This window comes from Pseudomonas zanjanensis, from assembly GCF_014268745.2.
Taxonomy (GTDB): domain Bacteria; phylum Pseudomonadota; class Gammaproteobacteria; order Pseudomonadales; family Pseudomonadaceae; genus Aquipseudomonas; species Aquipseudomonas zanjanensis.
On record NZ_JABWRB020000001.1, the window covers coordinates 1522206 to 1548366 of the forward strand.

The window sequence follows — 26161 nt, forward strand, 5'->3', positions numbered from 1 at the left end:
CGCTTTCGCGAGCAAGCCCGCTCCCACAAAGGGATTTGTGATGAGCATGATTTTTGGATGACATTGGAAAGTGTGGGAGCGGGCTTGCTCGCGAAGGCGGTGTTACATTCACCACCATCGTCAGCAAGGCACCGCTCCCGTAGGTTCAAACCTCCGGCAAAGTCGAACCCCCATCCACCACCAACGTCTGCCCAGTCACATAGCCAGCCAGGCTCGACGCCAGGAACAACATGGCCCCGGCGATGTCGCTCGGTTGGCCCAAACGACCCAGCGGTACTCGGCGGGCGATGTCCTGGTTGACCTCGTCGTCGCCCAGGTTGGCCATGGCCGGTGTGGCGATCATGCCCGGTTCAACCCCGTTGACGCGGACATTCTCGGCCGCCAGTTCCAGCGCGGCGTTGCGAATGAAACCATTGACCCCGGCCTTGGAGGCCGCGTAGTGGCTGAGCCCCGGATACGCCACCCGCGGGCCGGTGACCGAGGAGGTCACCAGCACGCAGCCCCGGCCCTGGCGCCGGAACATCGGCAATGCGGCCTGGGTCAGCCAGAACAGCGCCGACAGGTTCACCGCCAGCGTTCGTTGCAGTATCGCCGGGGTGATCTCGGCGAACGGCGTCAGCGGAAAATACCCGGCGTTGTGCACCAGGATGTCCAGCCGCCCCAAGCGTTGTTCCAGCGCGGTCATCATGTCGAAGATCGCCGTTGCGTCGGCCAGGTCAACCGCCACTGCTTGCACCTGACAGCCCACGGCGGTCAATTCGCCGGCCACTGCTTCGGCCCGGGCCAGGCCCAGGTCGGCAATCACCACGCGAGCGCCGCGCAGGGCAAACGCTTCAACGATGGCCCGGCCAATACCTTGTGCGCCGCCCGTGACCAGTACGGTCTGGCCGCTGAAATCCAGATCGTCAGGCATCGCGGGCCTCCATCCGGCTGAAGGCCAGGGTCGGCACGTCGACGATGCTGGAGCCGCCATCGGCCACCAGCGTCGCCCCGGTGATGATCGACGCATCAGGCGAGGCCAGGAAACGGCAGACGTTGGCGATTTCCTCCGCGCTGGCCGGCCTGCGCAACGGCACGTCGGCGCAGACCCGGTCGTAGGCCTGCTGCAACGTTTCGCCATGGAACTGCATCAATGCCTGCATTTCTTCATCGGCCATGGGGGTGCGCACCCAGCCTGGGCAGACCGCATTGACCCGTACGCCGTGAGGCCCGTAATCCCTTGCCAGAGAGCGGTTGAGGCCGAGCAACGCATGCTTGGCGGTGGTGTAGCCGCACACGTGGGGGCCTGCCGCCAATGACGCGATGGAGGCGATCAGCACGATGTTGCCGGCGCTTTCCTGCAACAGAGGCAGGCACGCCCGGGCGCTGTAGAAAGCGCTGTCGAGATTGCTGCGCAGGGCGGCTTCCCAGGTCGATGGCTGAGTCTCGGTGGCGCTGCCCATGCCCAAGCCGCCGGCACAGGCCAGCAACACGTCGAGTCGGCCGTAACGCGCGTGAATCTGCTCGATGAAGCTGTCCCAGGTGCTCGGGCAGGCCGCATCGCCCACCAACACCAAGCCACCGATGTCCTCGGCGAGTGCTTCCAGGGGTTCGCGGCGGCGGCCGATCAGCACCAGGTTGGCGCCTTCGCCGGCATACAGCCGGGCGCAAGCGGCACCGATGCCGGTGCCGGCACCGGTGATCACCACGGTGCGTGAGTCAGGCATCGGGATACTCCGTCTGATTGAGCACTTGGCAGTAGGAACTGACCGGGAAATTGGAAAGCTCATCGAACGCCGCGCCGGCGTAACCGAAGATCTTGCCGTCGCTGCGGTGCTGTTGCAGGTCGATCAGTACCAGGCCCAGGGTCGGGATGATCTTTTCCCGCCAGACGAAGAGGTACAACTGGTCGGCGATCTTGTAGGTGTCGCAGCGATCGGTGTCGCACAGGCCTTGTTCAACGCCCTTCAGGCACTGCCAGGAGTAGAACTGGTCGTTGAGGTAAATGTGTTCGTAGACTTCGCTCGGGCTGTAGCGATACAGGTTGCGCAGCCCCACCAGTTCGGTGGTCGGCGCGTGCGGGCACAGGCCAGGCTGCCAGGGACGGTCGAGGCTGCCGAGGAGGAACTGCGCTTGAACCGAGGTCAGTGGCTTGCCGGCCAATGCGCGGTGGTAGAGGCCTTCGCCGGTCTGTTCCTGGCTCGGCATGCGGCCGATCACGGCGGTGAACGCGGCGTTGGCGGTATCGAGCACCAGGCTTATCGACGACGTCAGCTCGCCTTCGCGCTTGATGAAGTCCACCAGGTACAGGCCCGGGCGCACCGAGGTGGCTCGGTAGGGCGCGGTGCCGCTGGAGTGCCCATCGGCGGCGTTCCAGGTCAGGGTGTCCTGCTCGAAGCGATGCTCGATCTGCCAGCCATTGGCGAAATGCAGGGTGAAGGTCTTGCCGTCCAGGTCGGCCAGGTTGGGCAGGATGAAGGCCTCGGGGGCAAAGCCATCGGCCAGGGCGCCGACGGTGATCCAGTCTGAAGATGTGCTCATTGCAAGGCTCCGGTGGTTGAATTAACCACTCGGATCATGAGGCGCCGGGCAACGGCGGCCTATCAACCGAATGGTTGATCAGAGGAACAGCGCGCTGACCAACTCGGTGCGGCTGCTCACGCCGACTTTGCGGAAGAGGTGGATCAGGTGAGTCTTGATGGTCGGCAAACCCACCTCCAGTTCCCGGGCCAATTGTTTGTTGCTGACGCCTTGGCGCAGCAGCCAGGCGATCTGGCGCTCCTTGGGTGTCAGGTCGGCCAGCGCGTCCTCATGGGCCGGCAAATGGGCCACGGCCAGTTGCAGCAAGGCCTGCAACGCGCTGAGTTGGCTCAACTGCTGAGGGGTGAAGATGCCTTGCTCTGCGGTGCGCAGTAACGAAATAGCCGCTTGCGGCTGACCGTCGCGATGGGCAAAGACTTCCACCACGTCGACCACACCGTAGCGTTGCAGGAAGTCGCGATAACGATGGTTGTCACGCAGCGGTTGGCGGGCCATCGCCAGGCCCAACGGCACCACGGCCAGTTCGCTGGGCGCACAGCGGCGCGGGTGCAGCGGGTCGAACTGTCGGTAGTTGTCCAGGTAGTCGCGGTGCATCTCGCCGCTCATCCCATGGAGGCTGAAGTCATGGACTTGCAGGTGTCGATCCACGCAATAGAACGCCGCCCGGCTGACCGGGACCAGTTGGGTGAAGGCGTGCAGGCACTGGCCGGCGATGTCCTGGGTCGGGATGACGTTCATGGTCGCAACCTTCGCAAGTGGGCTGCCGGTGGGGCCGGCAGCCCTGTCCGGTCAGGCTACCGCGAAGTAGTGCTTGACGAAACTTTCGCTGACCACTTCCCACAACACCGGCGTGCCCTTGGTCACGAACCAGCTGTCGCCGGCCTTGTAGCGGGTGCTCTGGCCGGTGGCCTCGTCGGTGAGGACCACTTCACCGGTGACCACGGTGGCTTGTTCGGCGAACGGGTAGACCATCCGGAACTTGCCTTGGGTGGTGCCGAAGTAGGCGCTGCTGACCGGGTCGGTGGGGGCGCCGAAGGTCATCTTGCCGAAGGCCTTGACCTCGCCTTCGAGAATCTGCGAGCCGAGATCGGCGACGGTGCCCCAGGCGTCCAGGTCGGACAGCTGGATATCTTTTTCGAGGGTGATAAGGGGCATGGCAGTGACTCCTGATGATTGAAAAAAGAGGGTGTGTATGTCTAGTGCCGATCAGTGAAGCCGCTGGATTTGTGGGAGCGGGCTTGCTCGCGAAGACGGCGCAACGGTCGCCATCAATGCTGCCCGACCCACCGCTTTCGCGAGCAAGCCCGCTCCTACAGAGGTTTCGCATGGCTGACTGGCATCATGGCGGTCAGCGCCGGCCATTCCAGTAGCCCGACAGCTGATGCCAGGACTTGCCGGCCGTCAGCAGCAACGGACGAATGGCGTCTTTGCCAATGATGGTCGGGCGGTGGATCGAGCTGACCAGGTCGTAGCGCGCCGAGCCTTCGCTCATGCCTTCGGCCAGCACTTTGCAGATGATGTGGCTCGGGGTGACGCCAAAGCCTGAGTAACCCTGGACGAAAAACGCGTTGCTGCGCCCGGGCAGGGTGCCGATCTGCGGGAACAGGTTCGGGCTGCAGGCCATCGGACCACCCCACGCCAGGTCGATCTTCACGTCCTTGAGGTACGGGAAGATCTTCAGCATCAGGCGCCGGTTCCAGGCCTTGAGATCCTGGGGGATGTGTTCCACCAACGGCGTTGCGGCACCGAACAGCAGGCGGTTTTCGTTGGTGACGCGGTAATAGTCGATCACCGGGCGAATGTCGCTGTAGGCGCCGCGAATCGGGCTGATGCGCTGGATCAGTTCGTCCGACAACGGCTCGGTCATCATCTGGAAGGCGTAGGTGTTGATGGTCGAGCGGTGCAGTTCCGGTTCCAGTTTGTTGAGGAAACTGTCGCAGGCCCAAAGCAGCTTGCTGGCCCTGACCGAGCCGCGCCCGGTGCGCACGGTGATGCGCTCGCCATAGCTGACTTCCAGGGCCGGGCTGTTCTCGAAAATCCGCACGCCGTGGCTGACCACCGCCTTGGCTTCACCCAGCAACAGGTTCAGCGAGTGCACATGTCCGCCGCCCATGTGCAGCAACGCGCTGCCGTAGGCTTTGGAACCGATGATCTGCTGCACGTCGGAGCCGCCAAGGAAGCGGATCTCGTGCTTGCTGTTGATCGACTTGAAATCTTTTTCCCAGGCCCGCAGGGTTTTTTCCTGGCGGGCGTTGAAACCCATGTAGCCGTAACCGTGGCAGAAATCGGCATCGATGGCGTACTTGGCGATGCGGTCCTTGATGATGTCGGCACCCAGGTCGCTGATCTCGAAGACTTGGCGCAAGCCGTCCTCACCCACGTCCTTCTTGATCTTTTCCAGGTCATGACCGATGCCGGCCATGATCTGCCCGCCGTTGCGCCCGGTGCCGCCGAACCCAAGGTAACGCGCCTCCAGCACCACGATGTTGGTGATGCCTTTTTCAGCAAGTTCCAGCGCAGTATTGATGCCGGAGAAACCACCGCCAATGATCACGACGTCGGCGTCCACGTCCTGTTCCAACGTGGGGAAGCTGAGGTTGTATTTCTTGGTGGCCGTGTAATAGGTGGGCGTTTCGATAGTGATCATGACGCAACCTGACAAAGTGAAAGAGAACGCCGTTGCCACGCCTACGCAAGGCTTGGCAAGGGATGGCCCTATTAAGAGCCTTGGCAGGGCGCTTGTCTTGATCATCCGTGCCGAGGGATTTGACCGAGGGCGCCACGGAGGCCGAAGCCTGCCCCATGAAAAGTACAATCTTGGATCTGGAAGGTGCATTTTTCACCTGCCCGCGATTGCCCATACTGGACCGGCCTTAATCACTGATCCCGCTGTTTGTGAGCCCCGGGTTGCCGGGCAAAGGCGGGAACGGCAGACGCCAATAATAAAAGAGCCCGTCCATGAAAAAGCCAAACCCGCTGCTCGAAGACCTCAAGCCCCTCCTGCCGGCCATTGCCGCCAACGCCTTCCAGGCGGAGAAAGACCGTAGCGTGCCCGCCGAAAATATCGTCTTGCTCAAGATCATCGGCATGCACCGGGCCTTCCAGCCCAAACCCTACGGTGGCCTGGAGATTTCCCTGCCGCAGTTCGCCGATTGCATCGCGCTGTTGGCCGGTGCCTGTGCCAGCACGGCCTGGGCCATGAGCCTGTTGTGCACCCACAGCCATCAGTTGGCAATGTTCCCGGCCAAGACCCAGGAGGAAATCTGGGGTGATGACCCGGATGCCACCGCCAGCAGCAGCATTGCACCGTTTGGCCGCACCGAAGAGGCCGACGGCGGCGTGATGTTCAGCGGTGAAATGGGCTGGAGCAGCGGCTGCGATCATGCCGAATGGGCGATCGTGGGGTTTCGCCGCAAAAACGCCGAAGGCACCCAGGACTATTGCTTTGCGGTGCTGCCGCGCAGCGACTATGACATTCGCGATGACTGGTTCGCGGTGGGCATGCGCGGCAGTGGCAGCAAGACCTTGATCATCGACAACGCTTTCGTGCCGGAACACCGGATCCAGAAAGCCAAGGACATGATGGAAGGCAAGTCCGGTGGATTCGGCCTGTACCCTGACAGCAAGATCTTCTACTCGCCGTACCGGCCGTACTTCGCCAGTGGTTTCTCCACGGTCAGCCTGGGCGTGGCGGAGCGCATGCTGGAGGTCTTTCGCGAGAAAACCCGCAACCGCGTGCGGGCCTACACGGGCGCGGCCGTCGGTGCCGCCACCCCGGCATTGATGCGCCTGGCCGAGTCTACCCATCAGGTGGCGGCGGCCCGTGCTTTCCTGGAAAAAACCTGGCAGGAGCACGCCGAACACGGCGAGCGCCACGCGTACCCCAGCCGGGAAACCCTGGCGTTCTGGCGGACCAACCAGGGCTACGCCACCAAGATGTGCATCCAGGCCGTCGACCGCTTGATGGAGGCGGCCGGCGGCGGCGCCTGGTTCGAGAGCAACGAGTTGCAACGGCTGTTCCGCGACGCCCACCTGACCGGGGCCCATGCCTACACCGACTATGACGTCTGCGCGCAGATCCTCGGTCGTGAGCTGATGGGGCTCGATCCCGATCCTTCCATGGTTTGACCGCGTGCCCCTAGAACAATAATCGAGGCCGTCCCTTGAGGCGGCCGGGAGTCTTGCATGTCCAGTCTTTGTGATACCACTTTCGACACCCGCGCGTTCCGCCGGGCCCTGGGTAACTTCGCCACCGGCGTGACCGTGGTCACCGCCGCCACTGAAGATGGCCGCAAGGTCGGGGTGACGGCCAACAGCTTCAACTCGGTGTCCCTGGATCCGCCGCTGATCCTGTGGAGCATCGATAAGCGCTCCAGCAGCCACGAAGTGTTCGAGGCCGCCAGTCATTTCGCGGTGAACGTGTTGGCCGCCGACCAGATCGATCTGTCAAACAATTTCGCGCGACCTAAGGATGATCGCTTCGCTGAAATCGAATTCGAGGCCGGCGAAGGCGGTGCCCCGGTGTTTGTGGACTGCTCGGCGCGTTTTCACTGCGAAAAATTCCAGCAGGTCGATGGTGGCGATCACTGGATCATGATCGGCAAGGTCGTGGCCTTTGATGATTTCGGCCGTTCGCCGTTGCTCTATCACCAGGGCGCCTACTCGATGGTCTTGCCTCACACACGCATGACCAAACGGGAAGAGGGCCAGTTGCCCAGCAGCCATTTCCAAGGCCGCTTGAGCCACAACCTGTATTACCTGATGACCCAGGCGCTGCGAGCCTACCAGGCCAGCTACCAGCCGCGTCAGTTGTCCACGGGCTTGCGCACCAGCGAAGCGCGGATGTTGATGGTGCTGGAGAACGACGCCGGGCTGAACCTGTGTGACCTGCAGCGGGAAGTGGCAATGCCGGTGCGCGAGATCGAAGAAGCCGTGGCCAACCTCAAGCGCAAGGGCCTGGTGAGCGATGAGGGCGAGCGGGTACGCCTGACGGTCAAGGGCATCGATGAGACTGAGGGGCTCTGGGCGATTGCCAAGGAACAGCAGGATAAGGTGTTCGGCCAGTTCAGCGAGGAACAGGTCGAGCATTTCAAGCAAGTGCTCAAGGGGGTGATCAAGGGCGCTTGAGCTCGCAGCGATACCGAGCGCTTCCCTGTGGCGAGGGCGCTTGCTCCCGCTGGGCCTGTAGGAGCTGTCGAGCGGAGCGAGGCTGCGATCTTTTTCCAGACATTTGAACCTCGAGCGAAAGATCAAAAGATCGTCCGAACGCGGCCCGAGCCTTCGCCAGCTCCTACAGAGCCCAGCGGGAGCAAGCTCCCTCGCCACAAGGGCCATCGCTTGATCCAGATTCTGTGAACGGAGCGTCCGGCATGGGTTGGAAGCTGTTAAGATTTAGTTAACTCATTAACTAAATCCCTCTCGCGAACATACTCATGCCCCAGCCGCGCCAATCCTTGACCCTGACCCTGCTCCAGGCCCGCGAAGCGGCCATGGGGTTTTTCCGGCCTTCCCTCAACCGACACGGCTTGACCGAGCAGCAATGGCGGGTCATCCGTATCCTTAGCCAGCACGACGAGCTGGAAATCAATCGCCTGGCCGAACTGGCCTGCATCCTCAAGCCCAGCATGACCGGCGTACTGGTGCGCATGGAAGCGGCGGGCATGGTGGTGCGGCGCAAGGCCGAACAGGATCAGCGACGGGTGCTGGTGCGCCTGGCGCCGCAAGGGCAGGCGAGCTTCGATTCGATGAGCCAGAGCATGGAAGCGAACTATCAGCGTTTGCAGGAAAAACTGGGGGAAGAAAAATTGCAGACGTTGCTGGGGTTGCTCAATGAGTTAAAGATGATCAGGCGCTGAGATCCGCAAGCGAACCCGCTTCTGTGGCGAGGGAGCTTGCTCCCGCTGGACTGCGCAGCAGGCCCAAAATCTTGAGTTCACTGCCGGATTCAAGGGGGCCGCTTCGCGGCCCAGCGGGAGCAAGCTCCCTCGCCACAGGGTATCCGGCAACGTCAGTCAGTACACGCCCCCAACCGCGGGCTTCGCTACGTCCTTGAACGTCGCCGCCAGTGTCTGCAAGCCCCGCATCAACACCGTCGTATCCACGCCCACCGCGACAAACGCCGCGCCTAGCTCGAGGTAACGCCGGGCCAGTTTTTCATCGGCGCTGAGAATCCCGGCAGCCTTGCCGGCCTGGCGGATGCGGGTGATGGCGTCTTCGATGGCCGCTTGCACCTGCGGTTGACCGGGGTTGCCGCGAAACCCCATGGACGCGCTCAGGTCCGCCGGGCCGATGAAGACCCCATCCACACCGTCCACCGCGGCAATGGCATCCAGGTTGGCCAGGCCCTCGCGGCTCTCGATCTGCACCAACAGGCACATCTGTTCATCGGCCTTGTCGAGGTAGCCGGGGATGCTGTTCCAGCGGGACGCCCGGGCCAGCGCACTGCCGACACCGCGGACACCGTGGGGCGGGTAGTGGATGGCACGCACCAGTTCGCGTGCCTGGCCGGCGCTTTCCACCATCGGCACCAGCAGGGTCTGCACGCCAATATCGAGCACTTGCTTGATCAGCGCCGTGTCACCGATCACCGGGCGTATCACCGGCTGGCTGGGGTAGGGCGCCACGGCCTGGAGCTGGCCGAGCAGAGTGCGCAAGTCGTTCGGCGCGTGTTCGCCGTCGATCAGCAGCCAGTCGAAGCCGGCATTGGCCGCCAGCTCCGCACAGTAGGCATCGGCCAACCCCAGCCAGAGGCCGATCTGTGCTTCGCCGCTGCGCAGGCGTTGCTTGAAGGTATTGATGGGCATGTCCATGAGGCGGTCTCCGATCAGACGAAACGGCAGGCGATGGAACCGAGCATGTCGTAGTCGACATGGAAGGTATCGCCGGGGTTGGCGGCCACGGGGCGGGTGAAGGAACCGCCGAGGATGATCTGTCCCGGTTGCAGGGTGACGTCATAGGCCGCCAGCTTGTTCGCCAGCCAGGCCACGCCTTTGGCCGGGTGATTGAGCACCGCCGCCGAGACGCCGGATTCCTCGATCACGCCGTTGCGGTAGAGCACCGCCGGCACCTTGCGCAGGTCGATCTCGGTCGGGCGCACGGCACGACCGCCCATGACCACCCCGGCATTGGCGGCGTTGTCGGAAATGGTGTCGAAGACCTTGCGGGTCGCCTTGGTCTGTGGGTCGACCTGCTGGATGCGCGCATCGATGATTTCCAGCGCCGGAATCACCCATTCGGTAGCGTCGAGCACGTCGAACACCGTTACGTTCGGGCCTTTCAACGGCTTGCCGAGGATGAACGCCAGCTCCACTTCCACCCGTGGCACGATGAAGCGCTCGAACGGGATGTCGGTGCCTTCATCGAAAAACATGTCGTCGAGCAGCGCGCCGTAGTCCGGCTCGGTGATGTTCGACGACACTTGCATGGCCCGGGAGGTCAGGCCGATCTTGTGGCCAACCAGCTTGCGCCCGTCCTTGATCTTTTGCGCGACCCAGGCGCGCTGGATGGCGTAGGCGTCCTCAAGGGTGATGGCCGGGTGGTCGAGGGAAAACTGTCGCACCTGCTCACGGGTGCGTTCGGCCTGGTCGAGGCGCGCGGCGGCTTGCTGGATGAAAGTCTGGTCAAGCATGGCAAGGGTCTCTTATTGAGGATTGACGATGGCAGCCCGGGTGCGCAGCACCAGCAAGCCGCCAAGGGCGATGAGCAGGGCCAGCACGTACAGGGCGAGGCTGGCGCTCTGGGTGGTGTCGCGCATCCAGCCGATCAAGTAGGGCGCGAAGAATGAGGCGATGCTGCCGAAGGAGCTGATCAGCGCGATGCCGGCGGCCTGGGTGCCGTTGGACAGGAAGGCTGGCGGCAATTGCCAGAACATCGGCAACGCCGCACTGGCGCCCATGCCAGCGACGATCAGGCCACTGAGCACCAGGGTCGGGTTGCCAGGGGAAAGCCCGGCGACCGCGATGCCCAGCGCGGCCATCAACAGCGGCACGCACAGGTGCCAGCGGCGTTCGCGATGGCGGTCGGAGGAGCGCCCGCAGCCGATCATGAAGAAGCAGCCGGCCAGGTAGGGCACCGCGCTGAGCAGTCCGACCTTGCCGTCGCTGCCGATGCCGGCGCCGTGGATCAGGGTCGGCATCCAGAACGCCAGGGTGTTCACCGCCAGCATCACGGCGAAGTACACCGCCACCAACAACCAGACTTGTGGGTTGTTGAGAATCGCCGAGAACGAGGTGATGGATTTGCGCTGCTCTTCAAGGCTCAGTTGTTCGCGCAGCTGTTGCTTGGCCTGGGGTGTCAGCCAGTTGACCGCCTCGAAGCTGTCGGGCAGGCACTTGAGCACAACCAAGCCGAGCAGGATCACCGGCAGCCCTTCGATGACGAACATCCACTGCCAGCCGCGCAGGCCGCCAAGGTCATGGAAATGCTCGAGAATACCGCCGGACAAGGGCCCGCCAATCACCCCGGCCATTGGCACCGCGATGGCGAACAACGCCGTTACCTGGGCCCGGCGCCGGGCCGGATACCAGCGGTTGAGAAAGACCAGGATGCCGGGAAAGAAACCGGCCTCGGCCACGCCCAGCAGAAAGCGCAGCACGTAGAAACCGGCGGCACTTTCGATGAGGAACATGCCGGTGGACAAGGCGCCCCAGACTACCATCAGGGTAGCGATCCAGCGCCGCGGGCCGACCCGGTCCAGGGCCATGTTGCTGGGCACGCCAAACAGCGCATAGGCGATGAAGAACAGGCCGGCGCCGAAGCCGTAGACCGTGTCGCTGAACTGCAGGTCGGCGCTCATCTGCATCTTCGCGAAGCCGATGTTGATGCGGTCCAGGTGGGCGAAGAGGTAACAGACCAGCAGCAGCGGCATCAATCGCCAGGTGATGGTGGCATGGGTGCGGTCGTGGGCGACGGTGCCGACAGTGTCGGCGGTATTGGCTGTGCTCATGATCTTGTACTTTTTGTCAGAGAGGCCGATGGGAAGGGCGGGGCAGATGGATTCAGCTGACCTGGCCCTTGAGGAAGGCGTGGACGTTGTTGGCCTTGAAGTTGAGTTGTTCGTGCAGCTCGATCATCTCGAACGACAGGGCCAGCAGGCGTTGGGCCTGGAGTTGGGCGAAGTGCGCAGTGATGACCTCGAAGAGTTTTTCCGCGACTTTCTGGCGGGTGGCCAGGTCGCGACCGTGGCCGACTTTCAAGGTCATGTGCACGAAGGCGTAGTCATGCTTGCCGTCGGCCATGCGCCAGGTGTCCAGGCGTACGCCGCGGCTGCGGATGCCGCCCAGGGGGAAAACGCCGCTGTCGCCCAGCACGGCATGGACCTTTTCAAACAGGCCGGGGAGGTCGGCTTGGCGTTCGATGTTATCGGTGTATTCAGCGATGAAATGCGGCATGGGGCCTCCTGGGTCGGCAGCTTTGAGTGGCAAGCCGCAAGCGGCAAGTTGAACGCGATCAGCTTGCAGCTTGTGGCTTGCGGCTTGTAGCTGCTATTCAGACTGGAAAAATGGCATTGATCTGCCCGGTGCCGGAGCTACCGAACGGTTCGGTGATGATTTCGGCAGGCTTGTCGTAGTCCGGTCCGCCGAGCAGCCCCAGCAGCATCGCGGTGTCATGCATCTTGCCTTCGCCAAAGCAGTGTTCGGCGTAGTCCGGGAGCATGGCGCAGAACTCTTTCCAGCGGCCCTGGCGCCACATGTCGACGACGTGCAGGTCCACCTGCTTGTCGAATTCCCGCGTCCAGTTGTGGATGTTGGCTTCGGCGTTGCGATCATCGGAGAAACGGTGGGACAGCGAACCGGACGCCAGCACCAGCACCTTGCGATCGCTTTTTTCGATGGCCCGGCGCACCGCGGCGCCGAAGGCGAAGCTGTCTTGCAGGCGATGCCAGGCGCACCAGGCGGCAATGGACACGACGTTGAATTTCTGCGCTTGGGGGACATCCATGTGCATGTAGCGCATGGGCACTAGGGTGCCGTATTCCAGCTCCAGGCTTGGGATGTTGTGGGCCAGGGTGCGCACATCCACGGCATTGGCCTCGGCGGCGATCAGTTCGCCCAGTTCCGGCGCGCCTGCGTATTCGTACTCCATGTTCTTGATGAAGTGCGGTAGCTCGTTGCTGGTGTAGACGCCCTTGAAGTGCTCGCCGCTGTTGACGTGATAGGCGCTGTTGACCAGCCAGTGCACGTCGAACACCACGGCCGTGTCGGCGCCCAGCTCACGGGCGCGACGGCCGATTTCCTTGTGGCCGGCAATCGCGGCGGCGCGGCAACCGTGGTGCTTGCCGGGCAGCTCCGACAGGTACATCGAGGGAACGTGGCAGATTTTCGCAGCCAGGACGACTTCGCCCATGATGATTCTCCTGAAATGTTGTTCTTGTTGATCTTGAAACGGTGAATCAAGTCTTGCCGATGAGCGCTTGTGGCGAGGGAGCTTGCTCCCGCTCGATTGCGCAGCAATCGCCAGGAAAAAGCGGGGCCGCTTCGCAGCCCAGCGGGAGCAAGCTCCCTCGCCACAGGGTGTATCTCTTGCCGCAGATGCATCACCTGCTACAGAGGGATCACCCGATCTGGGTCACACCCCCCACCGCGGTATGTGATGACTGCCCATGGAGATGCAAACGTTCTTGATCTCGGCAAACACTTCAAAGCTGTACTGTCCGCCTTCGCGGCCGGTTCCGGAACCCTTTACGCCGCCGAAAGGCTGGCGCAGGTCGCGCACGTTCTGGCTGTTGATGAACACCATGCCGGCCTCGATGCCGTGGGCCAGGCGATGGGCCTTGCCGATGTCCTGGGTCCAGATGTACGAGGCCAGGCCGTATTCGGTGTCGTTGGCCAGTTGCAAGGCTTCGGCTTCGTCCTTGAACGGGATCAGGCACACCACCGGGCCGAAGATTTCTTCCTGGGCGATGCGCATCTTGTTGTTGACGTCGGCGAACACGGTCGGCTGGATGAACTGGCCGCGGCTCAAGTGGGCCGGCAGGTTGGCCGGGCGTTCCAGGCCACCGGCCAGGAGGGTGGCGCCTTCTTCGAGGCCGATCTTGATGTAGCCGGTGACCTTGTCGTAGTGGGCCTGGGTGATCATCGAGCCGACCTGGGTTTTCGGGTCCTGCGGATCACCGACGATCAAGCGTTTGGCACGGGCGGCGAACTCGGCGACGAACTGCGGGTAGACGCTTTCCTGGATGAAGATCCGACTGCCAGCGGTGCAGCGTTCGCCATTGAGGGAAAAAATCGTGAACAGCGCGGCGTCGAGGGCGCGTTCGAGGTCGGCGTCTTCGAAGATCAGCACCGGCGATTTTCCACCCAGTTCCATCGAGTACTTTTTCAACCCGGCGGTCTGCATGATTTTCTTGCCGGTGGCGGTACCCCCGGTGAAAGAAATCGCCCGCACGTCCGGATGACGCACCAGCGCATCGCCGGCCGTGGCGCCATAACCCTGGATCACGTTCAACACGCCGTTGGGAATGCCGGCCTCGACCGCCAGGCGACCCAGTTCGTTGGCGGTCAACGGCGACAGCTCGGACATCTTCAGCACGGCCGTGTTGCCCAGCGCCAGGCATGGCGCGGTCTTCCAGGTCGCGGTCATGAACGGCACGTTCCAGGGGGAAACCAACGCGCAGACACCCACCGGCTGGTACAGGGTGTAGTTGAGCATCTGATCGTCGACCGGGTAGGTATGGCCGTCCATTCGCGTGCAGACTTCGGCAAAGAAATCGAAGTTGTGGGAAGCGCGCGGAATCAGCACGTTCTTGGTCTGGTGGATCGGCAAACCGGTGTCGAGGGTTTCCAGTTCGGCCAGCTTCGGCACGATCTGCTCGATCAGTTCTCCGAGCTTGCGCATCAGCCGGGCGCGTTCCTTGGCCGGGGTGTTGGCCCATTTCGGAAACGCTTCCTTGGCCGCCGCGACCGCTTGGGCCACTTCCTCGGCACCGCCGCTGGCGACTTCGCCGATGGCCTCCCCGGTGGCCGGGTTGTAGTTGACGAAGACGTCTTTGCTTTCGACCTCACGGCCATTGATCCAATGTTTGATCATGCTGCTCAAGCCTCTTTACGGGATGCGAAGAACTCGGCTTCGCTGACAATTCGATTGACCAGGCGACCGACGCCTTCCACTTCCACCACCACTTCGTCACCGGGCACCACGTCCGCCAGGCCTTCCGGCGTGCCGGTGGCGATCATGTCGCCGGGCTGCAGGGTCATGAAGCTGGACAGGTATTCGATCAGGTAGGGGATGTCGAAAATCATGTCCTTCGTGCTGCCTTCCTGGCGCAGCTCGCCGTTGATCCAGGTGCGCAGCGTCAGGTTGCTCGGGTCCGGCACATCGGCCACATCGACGATCCAGGGGCCGACGGGCGTGGTCGCGTCACGGTTCTTCACCCGCAGGTTGGGGCGGTAGTAGTTTTCCAGGTAATCGCGGATCGCGTAGTCGTTGCACACGGTGTAGCCGGCCAGGTAGCCCAGCGCATCCTCGCGCTTGACGTTGCGCGCGGCTTTGCCGATGACCGCCACCAGCTCGCACTCGTAGTGCATGTAGGCGACATTGTCGGGACGCCAGGTTGCCTGGTTGTGGCCGGTGTAGGTGCCAGGCGACTTGATGAATGCCAGGGGTTCGGTCGGCGGCTTGAACGCCAGTTCGGCGGCGTGATCGGCGTAGTTCAGGCCCAGGGCGAACATGCTGCCGGTGGCCGGTGGCAGCCACTGGACCTGGTCCTCGGCCAGCAGGCGACCGTCGGCCAGGCGTACGGCGTTGTGGGCTTCAACGGTGACGGCGTGATCCTGGCCTGCAAAACGAATGCGCGCGTGTTTCATGAACCTGCTCCTGTTTCCTCGGCCACGACGGTAGTGACCAGGCGACCCAGGCCGCTGATGGCCACTTCGACGCGATCGCCGGGCAGCACATCGACCCGCCCCTCAGGCGTGCCGGTGATCAGCACATCGCCGGCATGCAGAGTCATGAACTCGCTGATCTCGGCAATCAACTGGGGAATGTTGCGCACGAAGTTGGCCGTGCTGTTTTGCTGGCGGACCTCGCCATTGACGTACAGCGTGATCGCCAGGCTGTGGGGGTCGGCCACCTGGGCGCTCGGCACCAGTTCCGGACCGATGGCGCAAAAGCCGTCCCGGCACTTGGCCTTGACGGCGGGGCGGTAATAGCTGTCTTCCGGGAGGCTGAATTCATTGACGACGGTGTAGCCGGCCACGTAGTCCATGGCCTCGGCGGCGCTGACGCGGCTGGCCGATTTGCCTATCACCACGCCAAGGGCCGGTCCTGGTTGCAGCGTTTCGCCGCCACCTGGGTGAACCACATCGGCGTCGTGCCGGTTGCGGGTATTGGGCGTCTTGATGAACAGCACGGGCTTGAGCGGCGGCTTCTGGTAGGGCGGTTGCTCGAACTCGGCGAGGCGCTGTTTCAGCAGCCCCTGGTAGTTCAGCGCGACCCCGAACAGGGTGCCGGTCGCGACGTCATGCAGGGCACGGCTCATGCTTGTCTCCTGGCGATGGCAGAGTGATGCGGGCTCTGCGGTTATTGTTAATGTGTTAACAGTTATAATTAAGATGTTAACTATCGTCAAGCGTGACAGAATGACCGGCACTGGTTGCCTTGCCGGATTCGGTGCAGGATGAGGGCGGCAGGTACCTGAATCAGAATAAAAACGAGCACTGCGTGATGACCGAGCGCCAGCCGATCCCGAACATCAACATTGGTCAGGTGTACGACCAGCGTTACAGCGATGCCGAAGTGCATTACGACCGCCTCGCCAACCTGGCGGGTTTTTTCGGCCGTAACATGCCGGTGCATCGCCACGACCGGTTCTTCCAGGTGCACTACGTCAAGAGCGGCACCGTGCGGGTGTACCTCGATGACCAGCAATACGTCGAATCCGGCCCGATGTTTTTCCTCACCCCGCCGACCATTCCCCATGCCTTCGTGACCGAGGCCGACAGCGACGGGCATGTGCTGACGGTGCGCCAGCAACTGGTATGGCAGTTGATCGACGCCGATCCGAGCCTGGCGCCGGCTGGCGTGCAACTGCCGGCCGCCTGCGTGGCCTTGGCGCAACTGGGGCCTGGGCAGGCAGGGGAGGTGCGGCGGTTGGAATACTTGTTCGAGGAACTGAGCGAGGAGGTAGTGGCGGGGCATCCGGGGCGTAGCGCGGCGCTGGATGGGTTGACGCGTTTGATCATGATCAGCTTGCTGCGCTTGTGTTCCAACTCCCTGGAAGCCAGGCCCGCGCGGCATGAAGACCTGAAGATCTTTCACCGCTTCAATGAGCTGATCGAGGCCCATTACCTGCAGCATTGGCCGCTGTCGCGCTACGCCGAAGGCATCGGCGTGACCGAGGCGCGCCTCAACGACGTGTGTCGACGCATCGCCGATTTGCCCTCCAAGCGCCTGATCATGGAGCGGCTGATGCAGGAGGCCAAGCGCCTCTTGTTGTTCACCGGCAGCTCGGCCAATGAAATCTGCTACCAGCTCGGCTTCAAGGATCCGGCATATTTCAGCCGATTTTTCCAGCGTTACGCCCAACTCACGCCAGGGGAGTATCGGCAGCGGCAATCGGGGTTGCGCTGAAAACGCAGCCGTACTTTATGCAGATAGTCCCGTGGCGAGGGAGCTTGCTCCCGCTGGGCTGCGCAGCAGCCCCAAGACCATTCGACACGGTGTACCAGGCGAGACTGACGACTGCTGCGCAGCCGAGCGGGAGCAAGCTCCCTCGCCACAGAAGCTCCCGAGAGACTTTGCTTCTTGCGGCAGCCTGGAGACGACACTAAGCTGCCGACTCGCCCATTCACACAGTTCGAACATGGCCAATCCCAGACCCTCTTTGACCCTGACCCTGTTGCAAGCCCGCGAAGCGGCGATGGCTTTTTTTCGTCCGGCGCTGAACCAGCATGACCTCACGGAACAGCAGTGGCGAGTGATCCGCATCCTCCATCAGCAAGGTGAGTTGGAAAGCCACCAGCTCGCCCATCAGGCCTGCATTCTCAAGCCGAGCATGACCGGTGTGCTCAGTCGCCTGGAGCGTGACGGGTTGGTGCGTCGGCAGAAATCCAGCCAGGACCAGCGTCGGGTCTTCGTGGGCCTGACCGAGCGTGGCCAGCAATGTTTCGTGTCCATGAGCGAGGGCATGGAAAGCAATTACCGACGGATCGAAGAGCAATTTGGCGAGGAGAAGATGCAGCAATTGCTCGCGTTGCTCGGTGAGTTGAAGAACATCAAGCCATGAGGCTTGAGAGCCATGAGTCCTGAGTCCGGAGCCTTGAGGCTTGAGGCTTGAGGCTTGAGGCTTGAGGCTTGAATTTTGGGCCATTGAGGCTTGAGCTTTTGAGCTTTTTGTGGCGAGGGAGCTTGCTCCCGCTCGACTGCGAAGCAGTCGCAAAGCTCACCTGAACGCGTGGGAGTGGGCAGGGGGCTGCTACGCAGCCCAGCGGGAGCAAGCTCCCTCGCCACAGAAGCGCTTCCTTCACACCGGGCTGCGTTCACGCAGCTCCTGCAACCGATCAGCACCACCCTCTGCCACACGATTCTGGCTTAAACGATCGGAGCCCCCCTCAGCCACACGATTCTGGCTCAACCGATCAGCCCCACCTTCGGCCACACGATTCTGGCTCAAACGATCAGCGCCACCCTCTGCCACGCGATTCTGGCTCAAACGATCGGAACCACCTTCAGCCAGTTGATGCGCGGCCTGGGCCGGGTCGTTCTTTGCCGAGGCAGCGTTCGCCAGGCCGACACCGCCAACCAGTGCCAGGGCGATTGCCAAGGACGACAGTTTCGAGAAGTTGAACATGGTGATTCTCCTTGCGTTTGATTGAGTAAGTCCGTGGCAGCGAAGGTGTTGCTGTCCGGTGATCACAGTTAAACGCGCAGATGTATCGACGATGTGTGCGAGGCGGGGGCGAAATCTGTCGTTTCGTATCAAGCCGTGCTTCCTATACAGAGCGATACAAATCCTGTTGAAGCATGGAAGGCGGGGCGCTGCCGAGTGCTCGACGAGCTGAAAAACCGTGAATTGTCTGGTCGATAATCGCACGCTTTGCGGTGTATCCCTGCGTGGGTTATTGACCAAACTAACCGGGTGGTACATTTTAGCGGCACCTGTCTTGTCCCACGTGACCGAGACCATAATAAAAATAGAGGAACATCCCATGGCAGTCCGTCTGCGAGCGTCCCGCGCCGTCTCCTTGATCCATCTTTCAAGTGCACCGTCCAGCCTTCCAGGTTTGATTCGCTAGCGACCCACGTTGTTGCGGTCTTATCGCGCCAGCGGGATGTCGGCGCTCGACAAGCTCGGAGTTTTCAAGATGACAAAAGTCGTGGATCTGTATTTCAAGCTGCTGAAGCTGCTGATTGTGGTGTGCATGGTCGCGATGATCGTGCTGGTGTTCGGCAATGTGGTGCTGCGCTATGCCTTCAACTCGGGCATCAGTGTGTCGGAGGAGCTGTCGCGCTGGTTCTTTGTCTGGATGATTTTTCTCGGTGCCCTGGTGGCGCTCAAGGACCGTGCCCACCTGGGCATGGACAGCCTGGTCAAGCGCTTGCCGGCGGCAGGCAAGCGTATTTGCCTGGTCATCAGTCACCTTTTGATGTTGTACATCTGCTGGCTGATTTTCAGTGGCAGTTGGCAACAGGCAGCGATCAACCTGAATGTCGTCGCCCCGGCGTCAGGATTGTCCATGTCGCTGTTCTACGGTGCCGGCCTGGTGTTCGGCGCCAGTGCCGCAGCGATCCTGCTTTACGAGCTCTACCTGGCGCTGTTCGGCAAGCTGGGGGATGACGAGTGGGTGATGGTCAAGGACAACGACGCAGAGCTGATCATCCATAACGCCACCGCCCCTGACCCCATCAAGAGTACCCACCCATGACACTGGTTATCTTTCTCGGGTCCCTGATAGGCAGCATGGCCCTGGGCATGCCCATCGCGTTTGCCTTGCTGGTGGTCAGCGTGGCGTTGATGGTTTACCTGGACCTGTTCGACGCGCAAATCATTGCCCAGAACCTGCTCAACGGCGCGGACAGTTTCCCGCTGATGGCCGTGCCGTTCTTCATGCTGGCCGGCGAAATCATGAACGTCGGCGGGCTGTCCAAGCGCATCGTCAACATCGCCATGGCACTGGTGGGGCACAAGCGCGGCGGTCTGGGCTACGTGGCGATCATCGCCTCCTGCCTGCTGGCGTCGCTGTCCGGTTCGGCCGTGGCCGATGCGGCGGCATTGGCGGCGTTGCTGGTGCCGATGATGGTGTTGGCCGGGCACAATCGGGCACGCTCGGCGGGTTTGATTGCTGCCGGCGGCATTATCGCGCCGATCATTCCGCCGAGCATTGGCTTCATTGTCTTTGGCGTGGCGTCCGGGGTATCGATTTCCAAATTGTTCCTGGCCGGCATCGTGCCGGGAATCATGCTCGGCGTGGCGCTCGCCATTGCTTGGTGGTTCGTCTCCCGCAGCGAGAATGTCGAGACGCCACCCAAGCAATCCCGCGCCGAGGTCCTGCGGGCCTTGGTGGAGGGCAGCTGGGCCATGGGCTTGCCGATCATCATTATTTTCGGCCTCAAATTCGGCATTTTCACCCCGACGGAAGCGGCAGTGGTGGCGGCGGTCTATTCGCTATTCGTCTCCCTGGTGATTTACCGGGAAATGAAAGTCAGCCAGTTGTATGGGGTAATCCTGTCTTCGGCCAAGACCACCTCGGTGGTGATGCTGCTGGTCGCCGCCGCCATGGTTTCTTCCTGGCTGGTGACCATTGCAGACTTGCCGGGCCAATTGGCGGCGGTGCTTGAGCCGTTCATGGATAGCCCGACCCTGCTGTTGGTGGTGATCATGCTGATGATCATCCTGGTTGGTACGGTCATGGACATGACGCCAAGCATCCTCATCCTCACACCGGTGCTTATGCCGGCGATCACCCAGGCGGGCATCGACCCGGTCTACTTTGGCGTGTTGTTCCTGATCAACACGGCCATCGGCCTGATTACCCCACCTGTGGGCACTGTGCTCAATGTGGTGAGCGGCGTTTCCAAGCTCAATATCGAAGAAATCGTTCGCGGCGTGTGGCCGTTCCTGCTTGCGCAACTTGCGGTGCTGTTCCTGCTGGTCCTGTTCCCGCAATTGGTCCTGGGGCCGTTGAAATTCTTCACCGGCTGACCCCGGTGTTGGCTAGCTCGACCTTAAAAACAATAACGATCGGAGAGTGACATGGGAAAACTGATGAAAACCCTGCTGGCCGGGGCGTGCGCGACGGGCTTGCTGTTGGGCAGCGTGGCCAGCCATGCGGATGAGATTCGCGAACGTACCCTGCGATTCGCCTTCCAGAACGTCAAGGAACACCCCCAGGGCCAGGGCGCGCAGAAGTTCGCCGACCTGCTCAGCGAGAAGAGCGGTGGCAAGATCAAGGTCCGCCTGTTCCCTGGCGGTACGCTGGGCGGTGACGTGCAAACGGTGTCGGCGTTGCAGGGCGGCACCCTGGACATCACCGTGCTCAACTCCGGCATCCTGGCCGCCCAGGCCCCGGATTACGCCATGCTCGATTTCCCGTTCCTGTTCAACAACGTCGATGAGGCCCATGCGGTCATCGATGGGCCGGTCGGGCAGAAACTGGCGGCGCAACTGGACAGTAAAGGGCTGCTAGGGCTGGGGTATTGGGACCTGGGTTTTCGTAACCTGACCAACAGCAAGCACCCGGTGACCAAGCTGGAAGACATGCAGGGCTTGAAACTGCGTGTGATCCAATCGCCAATCTACCTGGAAACCTTCACCGCCCTGGGCGCCAACCCGGTGCCGATGGCGTTTCCCGAGGTCTACACCGGCCTTGAGCAGCACACCATCGACGGCCAGGAAAACCCTTTCACGGTGATTGAAGGCAACAAGTTCTACGAGGTGCAGAAGTATCTTTCCGTCACCGGGCACATCTTCAATCCGCAGTCGTTGATCATCAGCCAGAAAACCTGGAATCGCCTCAACGACGATGAAAAGGCAATGATTCGCGCGGCCGCGGCCGAGGCGCAGACATTCCAGCGTGAAGTCACGGCGGCGAGCATGGACAAGGCCAAGGCGACATTGGCCGCTGCGATGACCGTCAATGAAATCAGCCCCGCCGAGAAAGATCGCATGCGTGAGCGGGTGAAGCCAGTGGTCGACAAGTTCGCCAAATCCCTGGATGGCGACCTGGTGAAGGCGATGTACGACGAAATCGCCAAGGTGCGGGCGGCGCAATGAGGTGAATGGGCCTGACACCAGCGTCAGGCCTGAACAGATCCGACCCTGTGGGAGTGCTCCCACAGTTGTTTTGGGGTGGACTCAGGACTTGCATACGCCGTGGATCCCTGGTGGGAGCGGGCTTGCTCGCGAATGCGTCGGGACATCCAGCATCACTGCAAGCTGGCCCACCGCTTTCGCGAGCAAGCCCGCTCCCACAGTTGTTTTGGGGTGGACTCAGGACTTGCATACGCCGTGGATCCCTGGTGGGAGCGAGCCTGCTCGCGATAGCGGTGTGTCAGCCAAGATCAATGTGGCTGACCTGACGCCATCGCGAGCAGGCTCGGCTCCCACAGTTGTTTTGGGGTGGACTCAGGACTTGCATACGCCGTAGATCCCGGTGGGAGCGGGCTTGCTCGCGAATGCGTCGGGACATCCAGCATCACTGCAAGCTGGCCCACCGCTTTCGCGAGCAAGCCCGCTCCCACAGTTGTTTTGGGGCGGACTCAGGATTTGCATACGCCGTGGATCCCGGTGGGAGCGGGCTTGCTCGCGAATGCGTCGGGACATCCAGCATCACTGCAAGCTGGCCCACCGCTTTCGCGAGCAAGCCCGCTCCCACAGTTGTTTTGGGGTGGACTCAGGACTTGCATACGCCGTGGATCCCGGTGGGAGCGGGCTTGCTCGCGAATGCGTCGGGACATCCAGCATCACTGCAAGCTGGCCCACCGCTTTCGCGAGCAAGCCCGCTCCCACAGTTGTTTTGGGGTGGACTCAGGACTTGCATACGCCGTGGATCCCGGTGGGAGCGGGCTTGCTCGCGAATGCGTCGGGACATCCAGCATCACTGCAAGCTGGCCCACCGCTTTCGCGAGCAAGCCCGCTCCCACAGTTGTTTTGGGGTGGACTCAGGACTTGCATACGCCGTGGATCCCTGGTGGGAGCGGGCTTGCTCGCGAATGCGTCGGGACATCCAGCATCATTGCAAGCTGGCCCACCGCTTTCGCGAGCAAGCCCGCTCCCACAGTTGTTTTGGGTGGAGTCAGGATTTGCATACGCCGTAGATCCCGGTGGGAGCGGGCTTGCTCGCGAATGCGTCGGGACATCCAGCATCACTGCAAGCTGGCCCACCGCTTTCGCGAGCAAGCCCGCTCCCACAGTTGTTTTGGGGTGGACTCAGGACTTGCATACGCCGTGGATCCCTGGTGGGAGCGGGCTTGCTCGCGAATGCGTCGGGACATCCAGCATCACTGCAAGCTGGCCCACCGCTTTCGCGAGCAAGCCCGCTCCCACAGTTGTTTTGGGTGGAGTCAGGATTTGCATACGCCGTAGATCCCGGTGGGAGGGGCTTGCTCGCGAATGCGTCGGGACATCCAGCATCACTGCAAGCTGGCCCACCGCTTTCGCGAGCAAGCCCGCTCCCACAGTTGTTTTGGGTGGAGTCAGGATTTGCATACGCCGTAGATCCCGGTGGGAGCGAGCCTGCTCGCGATAGCGGAGTGTCAGCCAAGATCAATGTGGCTGACCTGACGCCATCGCGAGCAGGCTCGGCTCCCACAGGGATTTTTGTTTCGTCAGTGAACGGTTACTGGGCGGCCGGAACGGCCAGCCACTGGCCAATCACTTTCTGGTAGCTGCCATTGGCCTTGCTCAGGTGCAGCCATTGGTCGACGTACATTTTCCAGGTGTTGTCATCCCGTGGCAGCAGGTAGGCCTTCTCGCCATATTGCAGGTAGCGAGTCGGGTTGACGGCGCACAGGCCGGGCTTGAGTTTTTGCTGGTAGAGCGCTTCGGACGCGTCGGTGATCATCACGTCGGCTTTCTTGTCCAGCAGTTGCTGGAAGATGGTCACGTTGTCGTGGAAGCTGAGCTGGCCGTTGGGCAGGAACGCGCGGACGAAGGCTTCGTTGGTGCCGCCCGCCGGCTCGACAAGACGCACCGACGGCTGGTTCATCTGCTCGATGGTCTGGTAACGCTCCTTGTCTTCGCAACGCACCAGGGGGATCTTGCCATCCACGTCGAGGGTGGAGCTGAAATAGGCCTTTTTCTGGCGCTCCAGCGTCACCGAAATCCCGCCCATACCAATGTCGCATTGGCCTGCAACCATATCCGGCATCAGGGTTTTCCAGGTGGTCTGCACCCATTGCACCTTGACGCCGAGGCTGGCGGCCAGTGAGCGCGCCATGTCGATGTCGATGCCTTCGTATTCGCCAGCTTGGGTTTTAAAGGTGTAGGGCTTGTAGTCGCCGGTGGTGCAGACCTTCAGTTCGCCGCGCTGCTGGACCTGGTCCAGCAGCGAGGGAGCCGGCTCGGCCAGGGCGCCGCTGGAGAGCGCCAACAGGCCACAGAACGTCATCGAGCTTGTTATGGTTTTCATAGGGATTGGACGTCTCGTAGCGGAGGGAAACAAGATCGGGGAGTGTAGTAAAAGTGCCGGCCGGCTGTCACTGCAGGCTTTCCAGGTAGGCGCAGAACATATCGGCCATGGCGTCGCTATACACGGCAACCTCCACGGGAGAGCGGGGCGCTGATGAAAAACGCTTGCCCACGGCGCTCAGCGTGGTGATCACCAGGTCACCTGCCAGGGCACGGGTTTGTGCCGGGGCGTCTGGCAAGGCTTGCAGCATGAAAGCGTCCACCGACTGTTGCACCGACAGCCGCGCGGTCTGGTGCTCGGGGGCGTCGCGGTAGAGCGGTGCGGCGTCGTTGAGGGCGACGCGTATCTGGGCCTCGTCGCATTCGGACTGGATGAACGCCCGCACCAGGGTGCGCAGTCGCTCGAAGGGCGGCTTGCGGTTGTCTTCAAGAATCTCGCGCAGCATGTCGCTGGTTTGCCGCCATTCATCGCTTTGCAGGCGGAACAGGATCGCCGCTTTGTTCGGAAAGTACTGATACACCGAGCCGACACTGACGCCCGCTCGCTCGGCAACACGGGCCACCGTGAAACGTGCCGCACCCTGGGTCGCCAAAACCTGAACAGCCGCCTCCAGAACGGCGGCGACGAGCTCGGTGGAGCGTGCCTGTTTCGGCTGTTTGCGCGAGGAAATCTGCGGGCTTGGACGTTCGGGCATGCGGGCATGAACCTCGGTAGGGAATGCGAATAGGAAATGCGACGGATTATTCGTATCTTGAATGCGACGAATTGATCGCATTCTAGTGGGGTCCACAGGCCGCGTTCAACGTCACATCGCATCCTTTCCGTGGGTAGGGTTATGACTCAAGAAAACATTCATCTCGGTGCCTCTGCGGTGCCTCAGGCATCCCTCGGTGCCAATCCGGTGCTCAAGCTGTTGCCGCTCACGCTGACGGTGTTCATCGGTTTTCTGACCCTGGGCATGCAATTGCCGGTGTTGCCTCTTCACCTGCATGACACCCTGGGCATGGGCACGCTGGTGATTGGCCTGGTGGTCGGCGCACAGTTCGCGGCGTCGCTGTTGTCACGGGCCTGGGCTGGCAATTTCGCCGACATGCGCGGTGGCAAGCGCGCAGTCATGGTTGGCCTGGTGACGGCGGCGGTTTCCGGGTTGGTCTATCTGCTTTCCCTGGCGTTCGTTGCCACGCCTGTGACGTCGGTCTGGCTGCTGTTGGGCGGACGTGTGCTGCTGGCATTCGGGGAAAGTCTCATTGTCACCGGTGCGCTGGGGTGGGGCATGGGCCTGGTGGGCGCGCAGCATGCCGGCAAGGTCATGGCTTGGAATGGCATCGCGATGTACGGCGCCTATGCCCTGGGCGCTCCGCTCGGCGTGACGCTGAATGGCGGTTGGGGGTTCACGGGCATTGCCGTCGCCACGGTGTTCGTCCCGCTGCTGGCGCTGCTGATTGTTTCAGGTGTGCGGGCGGTCGCCCCTACAGCGACCCGGCGGGCACCGTTCTACAAGGTGATGGGGGCCGTGTGGGTGCCAGGCATGGGGTTGGCGTTTTGCAGCGTTGGTTTTGGGGTCATCACAGCTTTTATCGCACTGTTGTTCGCGGCCAGGGCTTGGGGCGATGCCTCCCTGGCGTTCACCGCCTTCGGCCTGGCCTTCATCGGTGCGCGCCTGCTCTTTGGCCACCTGCCCGACAAGATCGGCGGGGCCCGTGTCGCCCTGGTTTGCGTGGTGATCGAGGCCGTTGGGCTGTTGTTGATCTGGGGGGCAGACACGGCGGCAATCGCCTGCTTGGGAGCGGCGTTCACCGGCTTCGGCTATTCCCTGGCTTTCCCGGGCTTCGGGGTGGAGGCGGTGAAGCGTGCGCCGCCGCAGAACCGCAGTCTCGCCATGGGGGCCTATGTCGCTTTCCTCGACATCTCCCTGGGGCTGAGCAGTCCGCTGGCCGGGGCGTTGGCGGGTACGTGGGGCATCGGCGCGGTTTACCTCGGTGGGGCCGTGGCGGTGATGCTCGCCGTTGTCGTGGCGCTGGTGCTGTTGCTGCCGGAGGGCCAAGGCCGGCAGCCGGTTTGAGTCCGTCAGTGGT

Annotated in this window: 26 protein-coding genes; 9 read left to right on the forward strand and 17 right to left on the reverse strand. The window is 62.2% G+C overall.

Annotation, left to right across the window (positions count from 1 at the left end; translation table 11 throughout):
* Positions 1-145: 145 nt before the first annotated feature.
* From HU715_RS06870 to HU715_RS06895, 6 genes are all read right to left on the reverse strand, one after another.
* A complete protein-coding gene (locus tag HU715_RS06870) occupies positions 146-913 on the reverse strand; it encodes an SDR family oxidoreductase (RefSeq protein ID WP_186707402.1) in 768 nt (255 codons plus the stop codon).
* Entirely contained in the window at positions 906-1706 is an 801-nt protein-coding gene (locus tag HU715_RS06875) for an SDR family NAD(P)-dependent oxidoreductase (protein ID WP_186707403.1), read from the reverse strand. The genes HU715_RS06870 and HU715_RS06875 overlap by 8 nt, the downstream gene beginning before the upstream one ends.
* Positions 1699-2520, reverse strand: a complete 822-nt coding sequence (locus tag HU715_RS06880; protein WP_186707404.1) for a molybdenum cofactor biosynthesis F family protein — start codon at positions 2518-2520, stop codon at positions 1699-1701. Before HU715_RS06880 ends, HU715_RS06875 begins: the two co-directional genes overlap by 8 nt.
* A gap of 78 nt (positions 2521-2598) precedes the next feature.
* Positions 2599-3258, reverse strand: coding sequence for a helix-turn-helix transcriptional regulator (locus tag HU715_RS06885; protein ID WP_186707405.1), 660 nt, complete (start codon positions 3256-3258; stop codon positions 2599-2601).
* A gap of 51 nt (positions 3259-3309) precedes the next feature.
* On the reverse strand, positions 3310-3675 hold the full coding sequence (locus HU715_RS06890; RefSeq protein ID WP_046065473.1) for a cupin domain-containing protein: 366 nt from the start codon (positions 3673-3675) through the stop codon (positions 3310-3312).
* Positions 3676-3868: 193 nt separating this feature from the next.
* Positions 3869-5167, reverse strand: a complete 1299-nt coding sequence (locus tag HU715_RS06895) for an NAD(P)/FAD-dependent oxidoreductase (protein WP_186707406.1) — start codon at positions 5165-5167, stop codon at positions 3869-3871.
* A 311-nt stretch (positions 5168-5478) separates the two neighbouring features.
* Between HU715_RS06895 and HU715_RS06900 the strand changes: the two genes are divergently transcribed.
* The 3 genes from HU715_RS06900 (at position 5479) to hpaR (HU715_RS06910) (ending at position 8375) form a co-directional block, all read left to right on the forward strand.
* Positions 5479-6648 (forward strand): p-hydroxyphenylacetate 3-hydroxylase oxygenase component, encoded by a 1170-nt coding sequence (locus tag HU715_RS06900; protein ID WP_186707407.1) that lies wholly within the window; start codon positions 5479-5481, stop codon positions 6646-6648.
* Positions 6649-6705: 57 nt separating this feature from the next.
* Positions 6706-7647 (forward strand): p-hydroxyphenylacetate 3-hydroxylase reductase component, encoded by a 942-nt coding sequence (locus HU715_RS06905; RefSeq protein ID WP_186707408.1) that lies wholly within the window; start codon positions 6706-6708, stop codon positions 7645-7647.
* 305 nt (positions 7648-7952) lie between these two features.
* Entirely contained in the window at positions 7953-8375 is a 423-nt protein-coding gene (hpaR, locus tag HU715_RS06910) for a homoprotocatechuate degradation operon regulator HpaR (protein WP_186707409.1), read from the forward strand.
* 156 nt (positions 8376-8531) lie between these two features.
* Here hpaR (HU715_RS06910) and hpaI read toward each other — a convergent pair whose 3' ends face one another.
* From hpaI to HU715_RS06950, 8 genes are all read right to left on the reverse strand, one after another.
* On the reverse strand, positions 8532-9329 hold the full coding sequence (gene hpaI / locus HU715_RS06915; RefSeq protein ID WP_186707410.1) for a 4-hydroxy-2-oxoheptanedioate aldolase: 798 nt from the start codon (positions 9327-9329) through the stop codon (positions 8532-8534).
* Positions 9330-9343: 14 nt separating this feature from the next.
* The gene (gene hpaH / locus HU715_RS06920; RefSeq protein ID WP_186707411.1) at positions 9344-10147 is read right to left on the reverse strand and encodes a 2-oxo-hept-4-ene-1,7-dioate hydratase; all 804 of its coding nucleotides are present in this window, start codon (positions 10145-10147) and stop codon (positions 9344-9346) included.
* Between the two features lie 12 nt (positions 10148-10159).
* Positions 10160-11464 (reverse strand): MFS transporter, encoded by a 1305-nt coding sequence (locus HU715_RS06925; protein ID WP_186707412.1) that lies wholly within the window; start codon positions 11462-11464, stop codon positions 10160-10162.
* 52 nt (positions 11465-11516) lie between these two features.
* Positions 11517-11909: a tautomerase family protein gene (locus HU715_RS06930; protein ID WP_186707413.1), complete on the reverse strand. Its 393-nt coding sequence runs from the start codon at positions 11907-11909 to the stop codon at positions 11517-11519.
* A 97-nt stretch (positions 11910-12006) separates the two neighbouring features.
* Complete coding sequence (gene hpaD, locus HU715_RS06935; RefSeq protein ID WP_186707414.1) at positions 12007-12864, reverse strand: 3,4-dihydroxyphenylacetate 2,3-dioxygenase; 858 nt, start codon at positions 12862-12864, stop codon at positions 12007-12009.
* 222 nt (positions 12865-13086) lie between these two features.
* Entirely contained in the window at positions 13087-14547 is a 1461-nt protein-coding gene (gene hpaE / locus HU715_RS06940) for a 5-carboxymethyl-2-hydroxymuconate semialdehyde dehydrogenase (protein WP_186707415.1), read from the reverse strand.
* Positions 14548-14552: 5 nt separating this feature from the next.
* Positions 14553-15323, reverse strand: a complete 771-nt coding sequence (locus HU715_RS06945) for a fumarylacetoacetate hydrolase family protein (RefSeq protein ID WP_186707416.1) — start codon at positions 15321-15323, stop codon at positions 14553-14555.
* Positions 15320-15997 carry a fumarylacetoacetate hydrolase family protein gene (locus tag HU715_RS06950; RefSeq protein ID WP_186707417.1) on the reverse strand — a complete coding sequence of 226 codons (678 nt, stop codon included), beginning with the start codon at positions 15995-15997 and terminating at the stop codon, positions 15320-15322. The genes HU715_RS06945 and HU715_RS06950 overlap by 4 nt, the downstream gene beginning before the upstream one ends.
* Before the next feature lie 185 nt (positions 15998-16182).
* Between HU715_RS06950 and hpaA the strand changes: the two genes are divergently transcribed.
* Positions 16183-17088 carry a 4-hydroxyphenylacetate catabolism regulatory protein HpaA gene (gene hpaA, locus HU715_RS06955; protein WP_186707418.1) on the forward strand — a complete coding sequence of 302 codons (906 nt, stop codon included), beginning with the start codon at positions 16183-16185 and terminating at the stop codon, positions 17086-17088.
* 232 nt (positions 17089-17320) lie between these two features.
* The gene (gene hpaR, locus HU715_RS06960) at positions 17321-17743 is read left to right on the forward strand and encodes a homoprotocatechuate degradation operon regulator HpaR (protein ID WP_186707419.1); all 423 of its coding nucleotides are present in this window, start codon (positions 17321-17323) and stop codon (positions 17741-17743) included.
* 237 nt (positions 17744-17980) lie between these two features.
* Here the strand turns inward: hpaR (HU715_RS06960) and HU715_RS06965 are convergent, their stop codons facing one another.
* Positions 17981-18307 (reverse strand): phage infection protein, encoded by a 327-nt coding sequence (locus HU715_RS06965; protein ID WP_186707420.1) that lies wholly within the window; start codon positions 18305-18307, stop codon positions 17981-17983.
* 514 nt (positions 18308-18821) lie between these two features.
* On the opposite strand from HU715_RS06965, the gene HU715_RS06970 reads away from it, so the two are divergent.
* Genes HU715_RS06970 through HU715_RS06980 form a run of 3 tightly spaced genes read left to right on the forward strand, consistent with a single transcriptional unit; the run spans position 18822 to position 21730 of the window.
* A complete protein-coding gene (locus tag HU715_RS06970) occupies positions 18822-19382 on the forward strand; it encodes a TRAP transporter small permease (RefSeq protein ID WP_186707421.1) in 561 nt (186 codons plus the stop codon).
* Complete coding sequence (locus HU715_RS06975) at positions 19379-20659, forward strand: TRAP transporter large permease subunit (protein WP_186707422.1); 1281 nt, start codon at positions 19379-19381, stop codon at positions 20657-20659. Before HU715_RS06970 ends, HU715_RS06975 begins: the two co-directional genes overlap by 4 nt.
* Positions 20660-20710: 51 nt before the next feature.
* Positions 20711-21730: a TRAP transporter substrate-binding protein gene (locus tag HU715_RS06980; protein WP_186707423.1), complete on the forward strand. Its 1020-nt coding sequence runs from the start codon at positions 20711-20713 to the stop codon at positions 21728-21730.
* A gap of 1564 nt (positions 21731-23294) precedes the next feature.
* Here the strand turns inward: HU715_RS06980 and HU715_RS06985 are convergent.
* Positions 23295-24086, reverse strand: a complete 792-nt coding sequence (locus tag HU715_RS06985; RefSeq protein WP_186707424.1) for a transporter substrate-binding domain-containing protein — start codon at positions 24084-24086, stop codon at positions 23295-23297.
* A gap of 67 nt (positions 24087-24153) precedes the next feature.
* Positions 24154-24780 (reverse strand): TetR/AcrR family transcriptional regulator, encoded by a 627-nt coding sequence (locus HU715_RS06990; RefSeq protein ID WP_186707425.1) that lies wholly within the window; start codon positions 24778-24780, stop codon positions 24154-24156.
* 141 nt (positions 24781-24921) lie between these two features.
* Here HU715_RS06990 and HU715_RS06995 point away from each other — a divergent pair, with 141 nt between their 5' ends.
* The gene (locus HU715_RS06995; RefSeq protein WP_186707426.1) at positions 24922-26148 is read left to right on the forward strand and encodes an arabinose transporter; all 1227 of its coding nucleotides are present in this window, start codon (positions 24922-24924) and stop codon (positions 26146-26148) included.
* Positions 26149-26161 lie beyond the last annotated feature (13 nt).